Origin of the sequence: Lentzea sp. NBRC 105346 (assembly GCF_030269605.1) — a bacterium.
Taxonomy (GTDB): domain Bacteria; phylum Actinomycetota; class Actinomycetes; order Mycobacteriales; family Pseudonocardiaceae; genus Lentzea.
On record NZ_BSTQ01000004.1, the window covers coordinates 284,397 to 305,564 of the forward strand.

Consider the following 21,168-nt stretch of genomic DNA (forward strand, 5'->3'; position numbering starts at 1 on the left):
TGCTTCACACGAACTCGTGAGATCTGCGATTCGTCCGTCATCGGTTCCTGATTCGCGGTCTTCATCCGGAGAACCACGAGTGGATGGAGCGGATCGATGACCTGGTGGACGCGGCTGACGGGAGTGTGCGCCGTGGCTGTGCTGCTCGCCACCGTGATCACACCGGCGTCGGTCATCGCGGCCGGCCAGGAAGCCAGGTCGGGCAACATCGCGAACACCCACATCCGGTCTCCGCAGACGTTCTTCGCCTACCTCGCACCCGGCCAGAACCTCGACGCGTCCTTCGTCAAGACCACCGACAACACCGGTGCCTCCGTCCGCGACGTGACGATCACCGTGCGCAGGCCCGGCGCTGCGCCGCTCACCTGTCTGGTGCCCGACACGCTTCCGGTGGGCAGCGGATGTTACTTCCCGGACCTGACCGGCGGTGCCGGGATCTGGTCGGTCGACTTCGCCATGTCCTGCGCGCCCGCGACCTTCTGCAGCGGCGACAAGTTCGACTGGGACGTGACGGTGCAAAGCGGCGCCACTGACGTGCCGGGTCGCGTGTGGACGGAGAAGTACGCGCTGAACCAGGGCGCCACGGAGGTGCCGGTCGACCTCTCGTTCTGGTACCAGAGCGAGTTCGGCTACACCTACCAGGGCAACTACCGGCAGTACAACGGAATCGACTCCACGGTCGCGGCGGACAACTTCGGCGTCGTCCAGACCGGAACGTGCACGCCCGCGTACCAGAGCAGCGCCAACCTGCAGGTGGCCGGAGGCACGTGCGGCGGCGTCTTCAAGGTGTTCTTCGAACCGCCCGCCAACGATCTCCCGGTGTCGGCGACGCGCTGGGACGGCGCCACCGACTGGATCAAGCCGCCCGTCGCGCCCGATCCGACGATCACCAACGCGACGTTCACACCCGATGCGCCGGGATCACGGTCGGGCGCGCTCACGTTCGACCTCAACGACTACAGCGGTGCCTTCAGGGTGACCGTGGACGCCAACGACGACGGCGACGTCTCCGATCCCGTCGACCGCACGATTCCGGTCACCGCGGCCGAAGGGCCGGTGTCCGTGCCCTTCGACGGGCGAGACGGCACGGGAGCGCCCATCCCGTCGAGCCGGTCGGTGTCGTTCCAGGTGATCGTGGACCGCATCGCCGAGATCCACTTCACCAACGCCGACGTCGAGTTGCGCGGCGGCATCGAGGTGACCAGGCTCAACGGCCCGCTCGCCGGCCGGAAGACGTTGTACTGGAACGACACCGGGTTCACCTATCCCGACCCTGGCAGGTGCAGCACTACGCCGGTCCTCGACGGCCGGGCCGGGATGGACAGCACCGGTGGCGTGCACGGCTGGGATCTCGGCACCTGCGGCAGCGTCGGCGGCGCGAACGGGACCGATGGCGGCTGGGGCAACAACCGGGTGATCGACGACTGGACGTATGTGCCCGTGCTGGTCGCGCAGACGGTGCGCCTGCCCGGCCACGACGTGCGCATCACCAAGACGGCGAGCGCGCCGACCGCGCGGCCCGGCGACGTGATCACCTACACGATCACGGTCGAGAACGCCGGTTCCTTCACCTACACCGCCGCCGATCCGGTGGTGGTGAACGACGATCTGATCGGCGTACTGGACGACGCGATGGTGACGGGCATCCCGTCGGCCACGACCGGCACCGTCGTGTACAACTCGCCGGTCGTGTCGTGGGCCGGTGCGATGGCGCCCGGCGACAAGGCGACGATCACCTACTCGGTCCGGGTGAACCAGCCGGACAACGGCGACCGGACGCTCGTCAACGCGGTCACGTCGGACACACCGGGGGCCAACTGCTTCACGGGAGCGACCGATCCGGCGTGCGTCACAACCGTCCGGGTGCCCGCACTCAAGATCACCAAGACCGCCGACCGCGCCGAGTACCACCCCGGCGACACCGTGGGGTACACCATCACGATCGCCAACGACGGCGAGATTCCCTTCACCGCGGCCGATCCGGCGTCGTTCATCGACGACCTCACCGACGTGCTCGACGACGCGGTGTTCACAGTGGACGATGTGACGGCCTCCAGCGGGACGGTCGGCTACACCTCACCCATCCTGTCGTGGTCCGGTCCGCTGGCGGTCGGCGAGTCCGCCACGGTGAGCTACATCGTCAATGCGAGCGAGCCGGACTACGGCAACGGCGTCATGCGCAACGTCGTCACCGGATCGCCCGGCGCGGCGATCAACTGCGTGGTGTGCGACGTGACGCTCGAGTCGCGCGTGGTTTCGTTGAGCAAGAACGTCGTGTCCACCACACCGAACGCCGACGGGTCGTTCACGATCGTCTACGACGTCACCGTCACGGGCGCCGGTTCGGCTCCCTCCACCTATGACCTCTCCGACGAGCTGCGGTTCGGTGCGGGCGTGACGGTGCAGGCGACCGATGTGATCGACCTGAGCGGCGACACCGTGAACGTCGGCTGGAACGGCGGCACCACGACGAGTGTCGTGACCGGCGTGAGCATCGACCCCGGCGAGAGCGACGTGTACCGGATGACGGTGACCGCCACTCCCGGCCCGGCCACGACCGGCGCCGCGACCGACTGCGCCACCGACACCGGTGAGACCGGCACGGGTTTCCGCAACACCGCGACCGTCACCGGCACCGGGGGCGAGGTGACCGCGCAGGCCTGCGCCCCGATTCCCCGGCTGGTGTTGAAAAAGCTCGTGCGACCGTTGCAGCACAACGGCGACGGGACCTACACGGTCACGTACCGGATCGACGTGGTGAACCTCGGGTCCGCTCCGGCCACCTACGACCTGACCGAGGCGTTGCGGTTCGGCACCGGTCTCTCCGCCACCGGCACCACGCTGGCCGCGAACCCGGCCTGGGACGGCGGGTCCACCCCGGCCGTCGTCACCGGCAGGGACATCCAGCCGGACGAGACGCACACCTATTTCGCCACGGTCGTCGCGACCGTGGATCCGGCGACGGCCGCCGCGGCCACCGACTGCACGCTCGATTCCGGCGAGACCGGCACCGGCTTCCTCGGCACGGCAACGCTCACGAGCGCGGGGCAGATCCTGACGAAGGACGCGTGCGTGGCGGCGCCGAACGTCGTGATCACCAAGCAGCCGGTCGGAGATCCGGTGCCGGGTAACGATGGCACGTTCACCCAGGTCTACGACATCACCGTGACCGACGTCGGTGCCGGCGCGACCAGGTATGACCTCGTGGACGAGCTGCGCTTCGGTGCGGGGGCCGAGGTGCGGGCGGCGTCGATGACGAACACCGCGCCGGGCACGGTGCCCGTCAACCCGTCCTGGGACGGTACGACGAACCTTTTCGCCGCGACCGCGATCACCATCGGCGGGGGCGTCTCGCACACCTATCGCGTCACCGCGACCGTCGCCCCGGATCCCCATGTGACCACCGGCGCCGCCGCGGACTGCGTCGTCGATGCAGGTGAGACGGGTACGGGTTTCCGCAACGTCGCGACCGCCACCCAGAACGGCAAAGCTTTGGAGGCCGACGCATGCACCGCGCCACCGGCCATCACGGTCGCCAAGAAGGTGACCGGCAGCGTGCAGAACGGCGACGGCACCCACACCGTCACCTACGAGGTCACCGTCGCCAACGGCGGTGCGGGCGACGGGAGCTACGACCTCGCCGACAGCCTGGAATACGGCGACGGTGTCACCGTCACCGTCGCGGGGGTGGCCGGGCCCGCGGGCACCAGCACCGCGTGGAACGGCGAGACCGATCCCATGCTGGCCGCCGACGTGCCGATCGGCGGCAACACCAGCCACGCCTACGTGATCACCGTGACGTCCGCCCCACCCGAGAACCCCGTTGCGGGCACACTCGACTGCACGCTCGATCCCGGTGAGAGCGGAACGGGAGCCCGCAACACCGCCACGCTGATGAGCAACGGTGTCAGCGACGTCGCGACCGCGTGTGCCGCGTTCCCGGACCTTTCGATCACGAAGCGCGTGCGGTCCGGTTCGCCGGTGTTCAACGGGGACGGCACCTACACGGTTCACTACGAGATCGACGTCACCAATGCCGGAGCCGAGGCGACGACCTACGACCTGACCGACGAACTGTTGCCCGGCAACGGGATCGCCGTCGTCTCGGCGACGTCGTCGGCGAACCCGTTGTGGAACGGCGCCGGCGTACAGAACGTCGCGACCGGCGTCGGTATCGCCGCGGGTGCGACCAACACGTATCTCCTCACCGTCACCTACACGGTCGATCCCACCGCCGCGTCGAGCGAGTCCATGGACTGCGTGCTGGACAACGGTGAGGAGGGCACGGGATTCCTCGGCCGGGCGGCCGCCGTCAGCAACGGGGTCGAGCGGCGGGCGGAGGCCTGCGCGGAGGCGACGCTGCTGTCGATCACGCAGAAGCTGGCGGAGCCCGTGCGGCCCAACGGGAACGGCTCCTACACCGCGGTCTACGACATCACGGTGACCAACGCCGGCGCGGGCGCGGCGACCTACGACCTCACCGACCGGTTGCGGTTCGGTGAGGGGGTGCGGATCGACTCCGTGCAGGCGAGCGCACTCGACGACGCGCCGATGCCGAGCGGCTCGTGGGATGGCCGGGCCAACGATCGATTGCTGGATGACGCCCTGATCGCGGGCGAGGACGAGCACGTCTACCGCGTCACGGCGATTGTGACACCGTTGGGTACCGGGAAGGCGACCGACTGCGTCCTGGACCCCGGCGAGACCGGGACCGGACTGCGCAACGTCGCCACGCTCACGAGCAACGGGATCGAGCAGGAAGCCGTTGCGTGTGAAGGCGTTCCCGCCGTCTCGGTGCGGAAGGACGTCGAGCGGGTGTCGCCACGCGGGGGCGGCGAGTACGCGATCGACTATCGGATCACCGTGGCGAACGACGGCGCGACCGGCACTTCGTACAGCCTGCACGACACCCTGCGGTTCGGTACGGGCACCGTTGTCGAGTCGGCTGCGATCGCCGGAGTGTCCGGTTGGGACGGACGGCTGACCACGTTGGTAGGCGCGGACATCCCGTTGGGTGCGGGCGAGCACCACACCTATACCGTGTCGGTCGTGGCCGCTCCACCCGCGGACGCCCGTGCCGACGCGTTCGACTGCGCGCTCGCCCAGGACGAGGAAGGAACCGGGACGCTGAACACCGCCGCGGTGGTGGTCAACGGGGTCACGACCACGGCCAACGCCTGCGCACCCTTTCCCGGCGTGACGGTGACCAAGGCCGTACTGCCCGGTTCCCCCGAGATCGGACCGGACGGCGAGGTCGTCGTCGGTTATCGGATCACCGTGACGAACAACGGAACCGTGGACACGGCTTACGACCTGGACGACGAGTTGCGGTTCAGTGACGGCGACACGATCACCCGCGCCACCGCGGAGCGGAGCGCAGGTGCCGCGTCCATGAATGCTGGCTGGAACGGGCGCACCGACCGGCGGGTCGCGAGCGAGGTCCCGCTGGCGGCCGGCGGCGTCGACACCTACATCGTTTCCGCGCACGTCAAGCGGGACAGCGCCCGGCCGGAGGTCATGGCCTGCGAGACCGGCGGCGGGTTGCGCAACGCGGCGGCGGTGACCGTCAACGGGACGCGGCGCAGCGCCGAGGCCTGTGCGCCGGCGCCGGCCGATTCCCTTGCGGTGACCGGGTTCGACGTCGGGCTGCTGGCCAGGCTCGGCGGTGTGCTGCTGCTTGGCGGGATCGTGCTGATGCTGGTCACGCGCCGCCGCAAGGGCTGACCGCGGTGGCTACGTGAGGTCCGGCTGGCGAACGTGGCGTTCAGGTACATCTATGTCCTCAGTCGTCACGTTCGCTACGTCGGCCGGCCCTCGCTACGTGAGGTCCGGCTGGACGTAGTGACCGATCTCGATGGCAGCGCGGATCGCCTCGCGCAGGCAGTCGGCGTCGGTGTTCAGGCCGACGAGGCCGTGCACCCCGTGCAGCCGGGCCCAGGCCGCGGCCACCGCGGTGCGCGACTGCCTGCGCAGCAACGCGACGACGACCAGCGTGGGGAACATGGACGTCAGCAGCAGCGACATGTCCCACCGCGGGTCGTCGGCCGAGTCGACCAGCAACACGTCCGGGCATTCGTTGTGGCACAGATGGATCGCGGAGTCCGCGTCCGGTGCCGAGCCACGCCACGTCAGCTCCGGACTTTCCCTGATCACCTGGGCGACCCCTCGTTCCAGCGACGGCTGGGAGCTGACGAGGGCGACGCGCAACACACGCGTCGGCACACTGCTGATCACGACTCAGATCCTCCTGCGGAGATGGACAACGTCGTTGGTAGAGACCGCGGGCGGACCCGCATTACGCGCGGATGCCGAGGTTCGCTCGCTCCGGTGAAATCGCGATCTCGCGCGTAAGCGGTTCGGCGGCTGAGGTCATCCATCGTGATGCGTTCGAACGATCAACGCACGGGGCAACGATGGTGAGGAGTGGGGCATGTCGCGCCGCAGGGCAGCGGGCAAACACCGATTGGTACCGCCGGGAAAGAAGCGGTCCAAGTGCACCGACTGCACGAGGAGGACACTCTTGGCCGCGCTTCTCGTGCCGCTCGCGGCCCTCATCGGCGGGGTGTTCGACTCCGTGTCCAGGGGACCGGACGCCGTCGCGAACGTCATCGAGCCCGCGCGGGTGCAGGTGCCCGAACACGTGGTCACCGTGACCGTGCCACCGGCGCCGCCGGTGACCGTGACAGCACACCCGTCCGCGGCCGCCGCGCCCGCCGCGGCTGCCGCACCCGCCGCGCCGGTCGTCTCCACCAACTCCCCGGTGGAGCGCCACCAGCACAGCACGGCACCGGTTCCCGCGCGCTGCACGACGCACGTGCGTCCCACGGTGCCACCCGCGGCCGCCATGTCGGTCGGCGTGCTGCCCGGCCGCGGGCACCAGCCGGTGAAGTGCGAGTGAGCACGGTAGCGGCCACCGCGGAGACGTTCGCCCATCGGCGGCTCAAGGTCGCGCTGATCGACTCGGTGCCGTTGCTGCGCCGGGGTGTGCAGACCGTGGTCGGCGCCGATCCCGCGCTGGTGTGGGTCGACGCCGTGAGCGGTGCGCGGGCGGCCATCGAGCTCTGCGAGCGCCAGGAGCCGGACGTCGTGCTGATCAGCTCGCGCAGCGATCCCGGCTGGAAGCTGTGCGAGCTGCTCACCCGTCTGTTCCGGGACCTCACCGTGGTGGCGTTGCTCGGTGACGGCGCGCGAAACGCGGAGGCGATGGCGCGGGCACGGTGTCACGGCGCCCGCTCGCTGGTGCCGATCGAGGCGGACGCCGACCGGCTCGTCGCGGCGATCCGGCTGGGCGTCGACCTCGGCGACTTCCTGGACCCGCAGCTGCACGCGCGCTTCGGGCCCGTGTCGTCCGTCTCGGCCACCAGGAGCAAACCGTTGTCCCGCCGCGAACTCGAGGTGCTGCACCTCGTCGCGGAAGGACGTACCGCCGTGAACATCGCCGGCCGGCTCGGCATCACGCCCGAGACCGTGCGCACGCACGTGAACCACCTGCTGCGCAAGCTGGAGGCGAGGGACCGTGCGCACGCCGTGGCCAAGGCGTTTCAGATGTCGCTCCTGTCTGGATAACGCACCTCCGGGTGACGCCGCGACGTGACTCGTAATGCGTGCGACACCGTGGGGTCCATATTCAGGGCAACGGACATGCCCCGCCACGGCTGGTGAATCTTCGGGCAGCCGACCGTGGCTTCCGTTGCCGCGAGGGGCCGTGGCGGTGGGTCATTCTCCTTCCCCGCCGCCGCGGTCCTGTCGTCCGTCGTCCGACCGACGAGGAGCTGGTTGTTCGTGAGTCATCGCTGCCGGAAAGTGTCCCTCTCGTCGATTCTGGCGCGGTGGAGGTCGCGCTGGGAATCCGCCTCCCCGCCCGAGGGCGACGGGTCGGACCGGCGGTGTGATCCCGCGATGGTTGTTCGTGTCGGTCCGGGATGCGTTGCGCTGGAAGGAACTTCCTTCGGGCCCGTGTACCTGTCGCCGCTGCAGGTCGGCCGCCTGCGCGCGGCGTTGAAGACCGCCGCGGCACAGCTCCCGCTCGACGAGCTAGCCCTCGAGCCGGTGGCGCGGTGGTCGTGACCTCCAGGCCATGTACGAGATCGTCGAGCACTACAACTTCGTTGCCACACACGAAATCCCGGGACTGCGTCCCACCCACCCCTGTCACGGTGTCCACATGCACCAGTGGTCGGTCGAGGTGGTGCTGCTGTCGGCCGCACTGCTGCCGACCGACGGCCCGGCCGAGACCGCGGCGCTGGAACCGTTGCGCAGATACGTGACGAGCGAACTCGAGGCACGCCACCTCAACGACGTGCTCATTGGTGATCCGACGCCCGTACGGCTCGCGGGCCATCTCGTCAGTTGGTGCCGATGCCACCTGCCCGGCTTCGTGGCCGAGACGCTGCACAGCGTCTCGGTCTCGGCGGGGCGCGCGACGCGCGGACGCTGCATCGTCTCGCGCGGTCAGGGTGGTCTTCGTTGATCGGAGGCGAAGTTGGGTGGTCCGCAGTTCTGGGAAGCACTCCGTCAGCACCCGTGTCTGGCGGAACTGGCCGAGCTGGCGCGGCCGGGACGTGGCTGGGTGTTCCTGCCCGCGTTCTGCAACGGCGTCGAGTGCCTCTTCGGCGTGCACGTGGGCGAGTTCGTCAGCGAGACGATCATCGTGCGGTCGGAGGAGGACGTGACCGTCGCGCGGCTGCGCAACGACGACTTCCTCGAGCCCCGGCGTTCGGGCATGCCGCAGGTGGTGCTGTGGGAGTACACGGGAACGCTCGTCGACGCGCTCCAGGAGCTGCGCGAGCTGCCCGGCCACGACCACCCGGCGGCGCCCAAGCTGCTCCGGCCCGCTTCCTCGATGTTCGTCATCGCGGACAAGTGAATTCGATTGTGTCGCGGAGCGAACGAATTGCACTACACCGGGCTCCCTTCATCACCGCATCGGGGTACGCCTCCACAATTTTCGGGATGCGACGTCGTGGCCGTGTAACCACCCTGGTGCCGGTTAGGTGGAAAAGCCATCGGAATGGAGACTCGTGCACTGCGTTTCACCTCGGCTCGTTGTAGCTTTATCACGCGTGGAGTACCGGACGAAGGGGCAGGTGAGATGAGCGACGATCGTGACGCCGACGAACGGGGTGATATCGACACCTATCTCCTGAATGCCGTGCGACGTGGCGATCGGGAGGCTTTCGGCATCCTGTATCGCAAATACCACTCGTGTGCGCACAGCTTCGCCTGCCGCCTGCTGGGCGGCTCCCAGGGTGCGGACGACCTCGTCGCCGAGGCCTTCACCAAGGTGCTCAGGAGGATCACCTCCGGCGGAGGTCCCGCGGTCCTGTTCCGGGCCTACCTGCTCACGACGGTGCGCACCACGTTCTACAAGCAGCTGGCGGGGGAACGCCTGGTCGACCGGCAGGTCGAGCTGTCCGACCTGGTCGAGCCGACCCTCGAGCGCGACCCGCTGATCGAGAAGTTCGACGCGGACCTCGCGGTGCGGGCACTGGAGAGCCTGCCGGAGCGGTGGCGGAACGTGCTGGTCCTGCTGGAGATCGAGAAACGACCGACGAGCGTGGCGGCCGCCATGCTCGGCCTGCAGCCCAACGCACTCGCCGCGCTCGCGTTCCGGGCGCGCGAGGGACTTCGCGTCGCGTATGCGCAGATGCACGTCAAGGCGGCGGCGAACGAGGAGTGCGCGTTGCCCGCGCGGAACCTCGCCGCGTGGTTGTGCGGCCGGCTGGGCCGCGGCCTGCGCGTCCGCGTCCAGCAGCACATCGACTCCTGCGACCTGTGCTCCGGCGCCGCGATCGAGCTGTCGGACCTCCTCGCGCAGCTGCGCCGGTCCGCGCCGTTGTCGATCTCGCTGCCCTCGCCCGCCGACCGGCGCGCCGCACACCATTCGCTCACGCTCGCATCGGCGTTCTGAGTAGCGGTATCCCCAAAAGCCGGTTCGGTCATCCCCACAATTGATGACTCGCCTTGTTTCTCGCTTTCTTTTGTCGCTAGCGTTCGCTCGGCGCCTGGCCTGAGTTCCGGCGCCGTCCTGAGTCAACGAATTGGCTGCGGTGATCCAGGTACATCTCTCGTCGAGCGACGAGTCACTCGCTCTTGTCAAAGTCTGAAAAAGGAAACGGAATGCAGAAGAAGTTGTACAGGGGACTTCTCACGGCAGCTGCGGCTAGCGCCGCGGTGCTGGCGAACGGGTTCTCGACCGCGAACGCCCAGGTGCAGGCGGAGAACCCCGCGCCGGCCACCCAGGAGGCTCCGGCCGCCGCGCAGAGCCAGCCCGCGTCCGGTGCGTCGGCCATGGGGCTCCCCGAGGAGGTGACCGGCCCCGTGGGCGGCGCCCCCACGGTGTTCAACGCGGCGAGCTCGCACGACGAGCCGATGGTGTCGATGGCTTCGGGACAGGGCATTCCGGAGGACGAGATCCCGGTCGTCGACGCCACGAACGTCGAAGAGTCGAACGCCACCGGGAGCGTGCAGACCTCCGCGAACGCGACCGGGACCGGGACCGCGACCGCGACTGGGACCGCGACCGCCACGGCGAACGGGGGTGTGGCGGCGGCCGCGGCCGCCGGGCTCGACGCGCAGGCCGCCCTCGGCCTGGCCCTCGCCGCCGACCTGGACCTCGACATCGACGCCTCGCTGGCGGCCGCGCTGGGTCTGGCCCTGGGCCTCGACGCCGACGCGGATGCCGACGCCGGCGCTGAAGCAGGCGCTGAGGCGGGCACCGAGACGGGTGCCGAAGCCGGCGCTGAAGCGGGCACCGAAGCGGGCGCCGAGGCCGGTGTCGACGTGAACGGCGCACACGTGATCTCCGGCGTGGTGCTCGACGTCGCCGCCGGCACGGGCGTGCACGTGGTGGTGAACGGTGGCGCCGGTGCGGTGGCCGGTGTCGACGTGAACGCTGACGCGGACGCCGGCATGGAGACCGGCGCCGAAGCCGGCGCTGAAGCGGGCACCGAAGCCGGTGCCGAAGCTGGTGTCGAAGCCGGTGCCGGCGCGGTGGCCGATGTGGACGCGGGCGCCGGTCTCGGTCTCGCGCTCGCCCTGGCCGCCGACGTGGACGCCGCGCTCGCGGTCGCCGCGGACGTGGATGCGGCAGTGGCCGCGGACGTGGACGCCGCGCTCGCCCTGGCCGCCGACGTGGAGGCCGCACTGGCCGCGGACGTCGACGCCGCGCTGGGCCTGGCCGCAGCTGCAGCCGCCGGTGTCGCAGCGGATGTCGACGCCGCGCTGGGTCTGGCCGCTGCTGCAGCCGCAGATGTCGACGCGGGCGCCGGTGTTGGCGGGACCGCCGGTGTTGGTGCGAACGCCGGTGTCGGCGGGACCGCCGGGGTGGGCACCGGATCCTGACCGGAGTCCCCGGTCCGGCCAGCAGGTTTTCCTCAGACCGGCCGGCGGTCGGCCGGTACAGCGGGTGCGGCGAGCTCAGGTGCTCGCCGCACCCGTGTCAGATTCCGCTCGTCCAGAGGTGAAACGCAATGGCTGTACAGATCATCGTCCGCAAGATCGACGACCTGGACGGAACCTCCGGCGAGGACGTCTCAACCGTCCACTTCGGACTAGACGGGATCCGTTACGAGATCGACCTCACCCCGGCGCACGCGGAGGAACTGCGCGCCATCCTGGCGGAGTTCATCGAGGCGGCCCACCAGGGACAGGCGGTCGCGGGTGAGCTGGCGTACGTCGACCGCAGAGAACTGCCCGGCATCATCAGGAACTGGGCGGTACAGAACGGCTTCAACCTCTGCGGCCGCGGCCGGATCCCGAACGCCGCGATCGTGGCGTTCAAGTACGCGCACGACGACGGTCCCGACTCTCTCAAGCTGATGTGCGACGACCTGCTGGACGAGCGGCATCTGCCCTGACCGCGGGTCCACGCCCGCGCTGACGCGGCACCCTGACCCGAGTTCGCTGCCGGGCCGGCCTGCGGCGGGTGGCGATCAGCAACGCCGTTCCGCACGCCGTCAGCACCAGTCCCGCGATCACCAGGTGGTCGAGGGGCATGCTCAACGGCGACAGCAATCCCAGCGCACTACTCAACGAAACTCCGTGGTCACATTTTTCCGGTCGTAAAAATGCTAGCTCGCGCGGCGGGTGACGCGCCTTCGCGAAATGGTGTGACCGAGTGGTTCGCAGCGTGGCTGTCGCCGGGCCGGCGGCAGTCCGGTGTGACCCGTGCGGGTGGTGAACTCACATATTCAGTTCACACTTCGTCGTAAATCATTTGTGGCGGGAGAGAACCGCCCATCCGTGAAAGTGTTCGGGATTGCGGTCGGGCACGTCGACCTGGTCGGGCCGCCACAGCGGCGTTGGCACGACCCCAGGTTCGAGAATCTCGAAGCCGTCGAGCAGCCGGGCGGCGTCGCCGACCGGCCGGAAGTGGAACGACGGGAGCGGTTGCGCGTAGATGTCGGAGAAGAGCCGGAGGGCGTCGTCCATCCGCTCGTCCGGGCACGTGTGTGACACGGCGATGTGGGTCCGCGGGCCGAGCCCGTTCGCGTAGCCGGCCAGCAGCCGGGCCGGATCGGCCGAGTCGGAGACGAAGTGCAGCACGTCGATCGCCAGTACCGCGACGGGTTGCGTCAGGTCGAGCAGCGGCCGCGCCGCATCCAGCACCTGCTCCGGTTCACGCAGGTCAGCGCACAGATAGGCGGTGTCCTTCCAGCCGGCGAGCAGCTGGCGGGACTCGTCGGCGACGACCGGATCGAGGTCGGTGTAGACGACCCGGCAGCCGGGCTCGGCGCGGTCGGCCACCTCGTGGACCTGGCCGCAGGTCGGCATGCCCGAGCCCAGGTCGAGGAACTGCCGCACGCCGGTGCGGACGAGGTGCGTGACCACCCGGCGCAGGAACGCGCGGTGGGTGCGCACGAGATGCGGCAGGTGCGGTGCGCAGAGCGTGAACTGGTCGGCCAGGTGCCGGTCCACGGCGGTGTGGTGCGTCCCGCCGAGCCAGTAGTCGCGGACCCTCGCGGTGTTCGGCGTGTCCGGGCCGTTGCGGCCGGGCGCCCAGATCGGCTGTGAATTCCTCGTGTTCGGTTCGATCACGGAACGCAGTATGTTCGGCACACCGTTTGCGCGAAAATGGCCAAAATGGAGGACGACCTCATTTTTCGAAGGTCATTACGTGCGTTCCTTCCAACGTGTCACGCACGCCTCGCGGTCGTGTTCCTCGCGATATCATCGGCCATTCCCACAAGTGATCACGAGACGAGTTCGACATGATCGATGGGGGCAGGGGCCGGCGGCTGCGGGGAGGTGTGTTCGGGTCGCTGGCACGCCTCGACCTGATCATTCTGGTCTCGCTGGTCCTCGCGTGGTCGCCGCTCGGGATCGCCGCGTTCTACACGTTCGTCGGCAGCAACACGGGCAACACCTTCAGCACGCCCGCCTGCCCGCAGGCCAAGGTCGCCTCGACCCAGTCGGGCACGGAGGTCACGACGACCGCGGGCACCGTCACGGTGAACATCACCTCGGTCGACCCCGCGAAGTCGTTCCTCCAGTTCAGCACGTCGTCGAACAGCAGCCGGCCGGTCGGCTCCACCATCCGCGGCCGCATCGCCAGCGCCACCACGCTCGAGTTCGCCAGGGTGACCGACGAGGTGTCCCCGCCGACGATCACCGTGCGGTGGTCGGTGACGCAGTACTCGTGCGGCGTGCAGGTCCAGCGCGGCGCGGTCACCCAGACCGCCGCCACGACGGACGTGCCCATCACGCCGGTGGCGTCGACCAACCGCGCGTTCCTGAGCTGGTCGAAGACCGTGGATCCGACCGAACAGGACTGGGGGCCCGCCGACCAGACGGCCGGCAGCCTGACCGCGACGAACAACATCCGGTTCGAGTCGAACACCGCGCAGGGCGGCAGCAGCGGGTCGGAGGTCTCCTGGTACGACGCGACCTGGCTGTACCGCAAGGTGCTCACCATCGACCACACGAAGGTCACCGGCACGCACACGAACTTCCCGGTGCTCGTCAGCATCACCGATCCGGACCTCGCCTCGTACGCCCAGGCGGACTCGGACGACATCCTGTTCACGTCGTCGGACGGCACCACGAAGCTCAGCCACGAGATCGAGACGTTCAACTCCGGCACCGGCCAGCTGGTCGCCTGGGTCAAGCTGCCCACCCTGCCCAGCTCGACCGACACGGCGCTGTACCTGTACTACGGCAACGCTTCCGTGAGCAGTCAGCAGGCCGCCACGGCGACCTGGCCCAGTCAGTACAGGTCGGTGTGGCACCTGAAGGAGGATCCGACCGGAACCGCGCCGCAGTTCAAGGACTCCACCGCCAACGCCAACCACGGCACCAACCAGGGCGCCATGCCCGTGGGCTCTCAGGTGGCGGGCAAGGTCAACGGCTCGATCACGCTCGACGGCGGCAACGACTACATCTCCACGGCGAACCAGCAGACCAACCCGCAGAACTTCGCGATCGGCGGATGGTTCAAGACGACCACCGCCTCGGGCAAGAAGATCATCGGGTTCGAGACGGCGCAGACGGGCACGTCCACGAGCGCCTACGACCGGCAGATGTACGTAGGCACCGACGGCAAGCTCCGCTTCGGTGTCAACAGCGTCAACGGCAACGACCTGATCATCTCCACCGGCACCGTGACCGACGGCAACTGGCACCACGCCGTCGGCTACCTCGACCAGGCCGGTGCCACCCTCGGCCTCTACCTGGACGGCGTGCTCCAGGGGACCAAGTCCAGCCCCAACGCCGAGGCCTACAACGGCTACTGGCGTATCGGTTCCTACTGGGCTCCCGAGCCTTTCTGGCCGCTGGGCGTCAACGGCTACTTCCCCGGCAGCGTCGACGAGTTCCGCGTCACCGACACGGTGCCGACCGCGGGGTGGATCAGCACCCAGTACAACAACCAGAACTCGCCGTCGACCTTCATGACGCTCGGCAGCGCCGAGTCGCAGTCCACGGCCCCCTGGTACAGCTCCAGCTGGCAGTACCGCAAGGTGCTCACCGTCGACAAGACGAAGGTCGCGGGCTCGCTCACGGACTTCCCGGTGTTGGTGAGCATCACGGCCACCGACCTCGCCACGTACGCCCAGTCCGACGCCGACGACATCATGTTCACGTCGTCGGACGGCACCACCAAGCTGAGCCACGAGATCGAGTCGTACAACTCCGGTACCGGCGCGCTGGTCGCCTGGGTCAAGGTTCCGTCGCTGACGAGCGCCGCGAACACGAGACTGCACATGTACTACGGCAACGCGTCGGTCGCGAGCCAGCAGAACGCCACCGCAGTCTGGGACGCGAACGTCAAGACCGTGTTGCACCTCAAGGAGAACCCGACCGGTACGGCACCGCAGTTCAAGGACTCCAGCAGCAACACCAACCACGGCACCGCGCAGGGCACGATGCTCGCGGGCGCCCAGGTCTCCGGCAAGATCAACGGCTCGCTCACCCTCGACGGCACCGACGACTACGTCTCCACCACGAACCAGCTGTCCAACCCGCAGAACTTCATGGAGAGCGTCTGGTTCAAGACGACCACGGCGTCGGGCAAGAAGGTGCTCGGCTTCGAGCAGGTGCAGGTCGGCACGGGCGCGGGCAGCTACGACCGGCACATCTACGTCGGCACCGACGGCAAGGTCTACTTCGGAGTCAACGACGGCGCGGGCACGAACGTCGCCATCGCCTCGACCGGCACGGTCACCGACGGGCTGTGGCACCAGGCCGTGGGATACCGCGACGACGCCAGCGACACGATCGGCCTGTACCTGGACGGGACACTGCAGACGACCACGGCCAGCACGCAGGCGCAGCCCTACGACGGTTACCTGCGCATCGGCGCCTACCGGTCGCTCGGGCCGAACTGGCCGCAGGCCGGCGGGCACGGCTACTTTCCCGGCAGCGTCGATGAAGTCCGGTTCCACGACATCGTGCGCAGCTCGGCGTTCATCAGCACCCAGTGGAACAACCAGAACTCGCCGTCGACCTTCCTGTCCGTGGGAGCGGCGCAGACGCAGTCGAACTGGTACAGCAGCAGCTGGCAGTACCGGAAGCCCGTCACGATCGACAAGACCAAGGTCGGCGCGGGCACGCACACCAACTTCCCGGTGCTCGTCGGGCGGACGGACTTCGGTCTCGTCGGCCGGACCCAGTCGCAGGGCCAGGACATCCTGTTCACCCTGGCGGACGGAGTCACGAAGCTCGACCACCAGATCGAGTACTACAACTCGGCCACCGGGCAGATGTACATCTGGGTCAGGATGCCGACGCTGACCAACGTGGCCAACACGACGATCTACATGTACTACGGCAACCCCGGCGCGAGCAGCCAGCAGAACGCCGCCGGGGTGTGGGGCAGCGACCACTACGGTGTCTGGCACCTGAACGAGACGGTCAACACGAACACGGGCGGTTTCCAGGACTCCTCGTCGGCGGCCAACCACGCGACGTACCGCGGCACGTCGGGCGCCACCAACAACTCGGACTTCAGCCTCGCGCTCGACGGCACCGACGACTACCTGTCGACCACGAACCAGCACACGGGCAGCGGTCCGCAGGTCGTCACCGTCGAGGCGTGGGCCAAGACCTCGAGCGCGTCCGGCAAGCCGATCGTCAGCCTCGACGGAGGGCAGACGGGCACCGCCTCCGGTCTCTGGGACCGCCAGCTGTACATCGGTACCGACGGCAGAGCCCGGTTCATGATCTACAACGCCGCGTACGCGGTCGCGGTCAGCACCAACTCCACCTATGCCGACGGGAACTGGCACCACCTCACCGGCACCTACAGCAACGTCAGCCAGACCGTGACGCTCTACGTGGACGGCGTGGCGCAGACACCGGTGACCGGCGTCACGTCAGCCGAGTCCGATCCCGGCTGGTGGCGCATCGGCAGCTACCACGCGTCGAGCAGCGTGGCCGGCGCGAACGGCTACTTCCCCGGCAGCATCGACGAGGTGCGGGTCGCCTCCGTGGTCCGGTCGGCGGGCTGGATCCAGACCGACTTCAACGAGCAGAACAATCCTTCGGTGTTCACGATTCTCGGCTCCGAGCAGACCAGGGTCGTCCAGCCGCACACGATCTGGTGGCAGGTGGTCGAGTTCACCAACGCCGCCGACATCAACGTCCAGCGCGGCACCACCTCGCTGACCGGGACCACACTGTCCACTCCGGTCACTCTCGCCACGGCGGTCGACCTGAGCCGGACGTTCGTCACCGCCGAGTTCACCAGCAGTGGCGTGGGCGCCGACATCGGCGCCCGCATGATCCGCGCGCGGCTCACCGGCACCACCACGCTGACGATCGACAGATCCGTGTATGGCACACCGGATTCGATCGAGCTGATCACCTGGCAGGTGGTCGAGTTGAAGGACGGCTCGCGGGTGCAGTCCGGCTCGGCCTCGTTCGCCAACGGCGCGCCCACGGCGACCCCGACGCTGACGGCGGTCGACACGTCCAGGGCCACGGCGTTCGCGTCGGTCCGGATGGCCTCGGGGCTCGCCGCGGGCCGCTCGGACTACGTCGGTGACGACAATCTCGGCGTGGCCTCGGCGACGGTGACGGTCACGTCCGCCACGCAGCTCACGCTGACGCGCGCCAACCTGTCCGGTGCGGCCGACATCGCGTGGTTCGTGGTCGAGTGGGGTGGTCCGACGTGGTGGAACGCGAACTACGCGCAACGTCACGTCATCACGGTCACGACCACGACCGCCGCCTCACCGGCCGACTACACGCAGTCCGTCACGTTCGACCACGCCGCCATGGTGTCCGCGGGTACCGCGCAGGCCGACGGCGACGACGTGCGCGTCCTCTACTGGAACGGCTCGACGTGGACGGAGCTGGACCGCGTGCTCGACGACTACTCGTCGTGGAACAGCACGACCACCCAGCTGTGGTTCAAGCTGCCCACGGCCATCGGCGCGAGTTCCAGTGACGGCAGCTATTTCCTCTACCACGCCAACCCGTCCGCGGCGAGTCCGCCGGTCACCAAGTCCAATGTGTACGTTTACGCGGACGGCTTCGAGAGTGGGCTGACCAACTGGAACGCCTGGTACGACAACAACTGGCAGTACCGCAAGAAGATCACGCTCACCGCGGCCCAGATCTCCGGCACGAACACGGACTTCCCCGTGCTGATCAGTGCGACGGACTCGGCGCTGATCACCAAGGCGCAGACCGACGCCGACGACATCCTGTTCACCGCGGGCGACGGCGTCACCAAGCTCAAGCACGAGGTGGAGAAGTACACATCGGGCACCGGGCAGATCATCGCGTGGGTGAAGATGCCGACGCTGTCCAGCACGTCGAACGAGCTGTACATGTACTACGGCAACGCTTCCGCGTCCGCCCAGTCGGATCCGGCGAACGTGTGGACCAACGGCTTCGCCGGTGTGTACCACCTCAAGGAGAACCCGACGAACCCCGGTACCAACGAGATCAAGGACAGCACGGCCAACGGCTACCACGGCAGCTCGAGCGGAAGCATGACGTCGTCGAACCAGGTGGCGGGCAACATCGACGGCTCGGTCAGCTTCGACGGCACCGACGACAAGATCCCCACCGCCGACTACGCGGACGGCGCGAGCGTGAGCCAGCTCAGCATCTCCGCGTGGGTTTCTCCCGCCGTGGCGAAGAACCAGCGGCTGATCGCCAAGTCCACCACCGCGTCCAACACCGTGGCCAACGACTGGAGCTGGGCGCTCGGCATCGACGCGACGAACATCAAGGCCTCGGTCGGCACCGCGAGCAACGGCGGCATCCCGATCGAGCTCACCCTGGCGAGCGCCGTTCCGCTGACGCCGACCTGGACCTACATCACGATGACCTACGACGGCAGCACTATCAGGGCGTACAAGAACGGTGCGGTGCTGGGCTCCGCCGTCCAGACGGGCACGGTCACCGACATCACGCCGCGGGTCACGCTCGGAAACTACGACGGCACCACGGACCGCTACCTCAACGGCAGGCTCGACGAGGCGCGCGTCGCCACGACGGCGCGGTCCGCCGGGTGGTTCCTGACCGAGTACAACAACCAGAGCAACCCGGCCGGGTTCCACACGTTCGCGTCCGAGGAGACGCCTGGGAGTGGGACCGTCTACACCGTCGCGAGCGACCAGGTGCACTCCGGCGCCAACGCCCTCAAGGTGCTGCCGACCGCCGTCGCGGGAAACCTGCTGACCGCGAAGAACGTGAGTCTGGCCGACGTCGAGTTCGACGCGTTCTGGCGGCTGTCGTCGACCAGTTCGTTCGACGTGGCGCAGAGCGTCCGCGCGGGCATCTCGGCGCCCTCCAACGGGTATCTCGGCTCGCTGTCCTCGACCGGATTCCTGAGAACCGGCAAGGACATCAACGGCACGTACTCGACGTTCGCCACGGCGAGCAGCAACACGTGCCCCGGCGCCGGCGGCTGGGCGAAGGTGAGCGTGAAGATCGTCGGCACGACGCTGAACGTCGTCTGCCGCACCCCTTCGCTAGCGCTCGCCGTCGGTCCGTCGAGCACCGGCGCGGAGCTCACGTCCGGAACCGTCGGCTTCCGCACGTCGGCCGTGCCGGCGGGGCAGAACCTGTGGGTGGACGACGTCACCGTGCGCAAGCTCATCAGCCCGGAGCCGGCCGCGACGGTGGGTGCCGCGGACCGACCTTGAGCAAGTCCACTCGTTGTGGTGAAAGAACTTCGGCGTCCGTAATGAGGTCCCCTTAACGAGGTCTGGGTGGTCATCAGCAGAGGTGTCTCTGCCCCTCATCAGGTGAACGGAGCGCGATGTGACGACTCCAGCATCAGTCGACCAGGAGGGCAGGTCCGACCGGCGACGGCTGCGCCGATCGATCCTCACCCTCACCATCTCCCTCGTGTCGGTCGGTGTGGCGCTGGTTTCGGCGCTCTACACCTTCACGGCGACCAACACCGGCAACACGTTCTCGACGGGGACCATCCACCTGTCGCTGACGCCGGCCACCGCGATGTTCACCTCGACCCTGAACCCCGGTGACACGGTCAACCGCAACATGAACGTCAACAACGACGGCACGATGCCGTTGCGCTACGCCATCACCGGCCTGACGACCGCGTCGAGCGACGGGGTCGTCCCGGACCCGGACAGCCCGACGGTCAACACGCTGGCCGACGCCTTGCTGCTCACCATCAGGTCGGGAATCACGTCGGGCGCGTGCACGTCGGGCGACTACACGGGCGCGACCGTCGAGTACGGCCCGGGCCCGACCAGTGGCCTCACCGCGCTCGCGCTGGTCGGCAGCACGGCCCAGGGACAGCAGGACCCCAACGGCGCCTCGTTGCCCGGTGCGGACCGCGTGCTGGCGAACGGTGCCAGCGAGGACCTGTGCTTCACGGTCAGCCTGCCGTCCAACAACACGCTCCAGGGCTACAGCACCACGGTGACCTTCTCCTTCGTCGCCGAGCAGACGGCGAACAACCCGTGATCGAGCGCTAGAACGTGTCGCCGAGCGTGCACAGGACGACTGTCCGGACCGCACGGGTCCGGACAGTCGTCGGCGTTTGCGTCGAGATCGTGGGGTGGGTGCTGACCGGTGCCGTGGTCGCCCTCCTGATCGCGACGCTGATCCTGATGGCCCGTGGCTACCGGATGGTCGCGGTGACCAGTGGCAGCATGCGTCCCACCTATGACGTCGGCGACGGCGTGCTGATCCGGCCGGGCGACGACGAGCCCATCAGGGTCGGTGATGTCGTGATCTTCAGTGCCGGCGAGAACATGGTGCCGACGATCCACCGGGTGGTGGGCGTCCAGGACGTGTTCGAGCGCGGACTGCACTACCGCACGAAGGGCGACGCGAACGCCGAGCCCGACCCGCAGTTGCTGAAGCCCGATGCCGTTCAGGCCAAGGCTTATGGCGTCGTTCCGTACGCCGGGCACGTCTTCGGCGCACTGTCCTCCACCACGGGACGCCTGGTGCTCATCGGGTTCCTGCTGCTGTGCGTCGGCCGGGAAATCGTGATCATCGTGCAGGTCAACCGGCGGCGGAGGCGGCGGGCCGCGGCACTGGCCGCTAAGACTCTTGTGGCGGAACCGGATCAGGACATTCCGGTGCCCGCGCCACGAGCGGACACCCCATCCCGCAAACCGGTCAGCTGAGTGCCGTTAGGGGCACCCTTGGGACGTCCCACGTCGCAAGGGTGCCCCTAACGGCACTTGAGCTTCGTGAAGGGGCAATGCTAAAAGTGCCGTCAGGGCCGCGAGT

The 21,168-nt window shown here is 68.5% G+C and carries 13 protein-coding genes; 11 read left to right on the forward strand and 2 right to left on the reverse strand.

Features of this window, described 5'->3' with window-relative positions; all coding sequences use genetic code 11:
• The first annotated feature begins 96 nt into the window (after window positions 1-96).
• Window positions 97-5,724 carry a DUF7927 domain-containing protein gene (locus QSK35_RS11265; protein ID WP_285744993.1) on the forward strand — a complete coding sequence of 1,876 codons (5,628 nt, stop codon included), beginning with the start codon at window positions 97-99 and terminating at the stop codon, window positions 5,722-5,724.
• Window positions 5,725-5,817: 93 nt separating this feature from the next.
• Here the strand turns inward: QSK35_RS11265 and QSK35_RS11270 are convergent, their stop codons facing one another.
• Window positions 5,818-6,234: a response regulator gene (locus tag QSK35_RS11270; protein WP_285744995.1), complete on the reverse strand. Its 417-nt coding sequence runs from the start codon at window positions 6,232-6,234 to the stop codon at window positions 5,818-5,820.
• 286 nt (window positions 6,235-6,520) lie between these two features.
• Between QSK35_RS11270 and QSK35_RS11275 the strand changes: the two genes are divergently transcribed.
• The 7 genes from QSK35_RS11275 to QSK35_RS11305 all read left to right on the forward strand — a co-directional run bounded on the left by QSK35_RS11275 (window position 6,521) and on the right by QSK35_RS11305 (window position 11,858).
• The gene (locus tag QSK35_RS11275) at window positions 6,521-6,898 is read left to right on the forward strand and encodes a hypothetical protein (protein ID WP_285744997.1); all 378 of its coding nucleotides are present in this window, start codon (window positions 6,521-6,523) and stop codon (window positions 6,896-6,898) included.
• Window positions 6,895-7,566 carry a response regulator transcription factor gene (locus QSK35_RS11280; RefSeq protein WP_285744999.1) on the forward strand — a complete coding sequence of 224 codons (672 nt, stop codon included), beginning with the start codon at window positions 6,895-6,897 and terminating at the stop codon, window positions 7,564-7,566. The genes QSK35_RS11275 and QSK35_RS11280 overlap by 4 nt, the downstream gene beginning before the upstream one ends.
• 511 nt (window positions 7,567-8,077) lie before the next feature.
• Window positions 8,078-8,470, forward strand: coding sequence for a 6-carboxytetrahydropterin synthase (locus QSK35_RS11285; protein WP_285745001.1), 393 nt, complete (start codon window positions 8,078-8,080; stop codon window positions 8,468-8,470).
• Between the two features lie 12 nt (window positions 8,471-8,482).
• Entirely contained in the window at window positions 8,483-8,866 is a 384-nt protein-coding gene (locus QSK35_RS11290; RefSeq protein WP_285745003.1) for a hypothetical protein, read from the forward strand.
• Between the two features lie 225 nt (window positions 8,867-9,091).
• Window positions 9,092-9,910, forward strand: a complete 819-nt coding sequence (locus tag QSK35_RS11295; RefSeq protein ID WP_285745005.1) for an RNA polymerase sigma factor — start codon at window positions 9,092-9,094, stop codon at window positions 9,908-9,910.
• 209 nt (window positions 9,911-10,119) lie between these two features.
• Entirely contained in the window at window positions 10,120-11,343 is a 1,224-nt protein-coding gene (locus QSK35_RS11300; protein ID WP_285745006.1) for a hypothetical protein, read from the forward strand.
• Window positions 11,344-11,471: 128 nt separating this feature from the next.
• Window positions 11,472-11,858 (forward strand): histone-like nucleoid-structuring protein Lsr2, encoded by a 387-nt coding sequence (locus QSK35_RS11305; protein WP_285745008.1) that lies wholly within the window; start codon window positions 11,472-11,474, stop codon window positions 11,856-11,858.
• A gap of 355 nt (window positions 11,859-12,213) precedes the next feature.
• Here the strand turns inward: QSK35_RS11305 and QSK35_RS11310 are convergent, their stop codons facing one another.
• Window positions 12,214-13,038 (reverse strand): SAM-dependent methyltransferase, encoded by an 825-nt coding sequence (locus QSK35_RS11310; RefSeq protein WP_285745011.1) that lies wholly within the window; start codon window positions 13,036-13,038, stop codon window positions 12,214-12,216.
• Window positions 13,039-13,211: 173 nt separating this feature from the next.
• On the opposite strand from QSK35_RS11310, the gene QSK35_RS11315 reads away from it, so the two are divergent.
• From QSK35_RS11315 to QSK35_RS11325, 3 genes are all read left to right on the forward strand, one after another.
• Window positions 13,212-19,598 carry a DUF2341 domain-containing protein gene (locus QSK35_RS11315; protein ID WP_285745013.1) on the forward strand — a complete coding sequence of 2,129 codons (6,387 nt, stop codon included), beginning with the start codon at window positions 13,212-13,214 and terminating at the stop codon, window positions 19,596-19,598.
• 118 nt (window positions 19,599-19,716) lie between these two features.
• On the forward strand, window positions 19,717-20,391 hold the full coding sequence (locus tag QSK35_RS11320; RefSeq protein WP_285745015.1) for a TasA family protein: 675 nt from the start codon (window positions 19,717-19,719) through the stop codon (window positions 20,389-20,391).
• An 89-nt stretch (window positions 20,392-20,480) separates the two neighbouring features.
• Window positions 20,481-21,062 (forward strand): signal peptidase I, encoded by a 582-nt coding sequence (locus tag QSK35_RS11325; protein WP_285745017.1) that lies wholly within the window; start codon window positions 20,481-20,483, stop codon window positions 21,060-21,062.
• Window positions 21,063-21,168: the final 106 nt, after the last annotated feature.

Bases quoted from the DNA above. Each gene is read 5' to 3' on its own strand.
- QSK35_RS11265 (WP_285744993.1), top strand. From the start codon at position 97: ATGACCTGGTGGACGCGGCTGACGGGAGTGTGCGCCGTGGCTGTGCTG.
- QSK35_RS11285 (WP_285745001.1), top strand. From the start codon at position 8,078: ATGTACGAGATCGTCGAGCACTACAACTTCGTTGCCACACACGAAATC.
- QSK35_RS11295 (WP_285745005.1), top strand. From the start codon at position 9,092: ATGAGCGACGATCGTGACGCCGACGAACGGGGTGATATCGACACCTAT.
- QSK35_RS11300 (WP_285745006.1), top strand. From the start codon at position 10,120: ATGCAGAAGAAGTTGTACAGGGGACTTCTCACGGCAGCTGCGGCTAGC.
- QSK35_RS11305 (WP_285745008.1), top strand. From the start codon at position 11,472: ATGGCTGTACAGATCATCGTCCGCAAGATCGACGACCTGGACGGAACC.
- QSK35_RS11315 (WP_285745013.1), top strand. From the start codon at position 13,212: ATGATCGATGGGGGCAGGGGCCGGCGGCTGCGGGGAGGTGTGTTCGGG.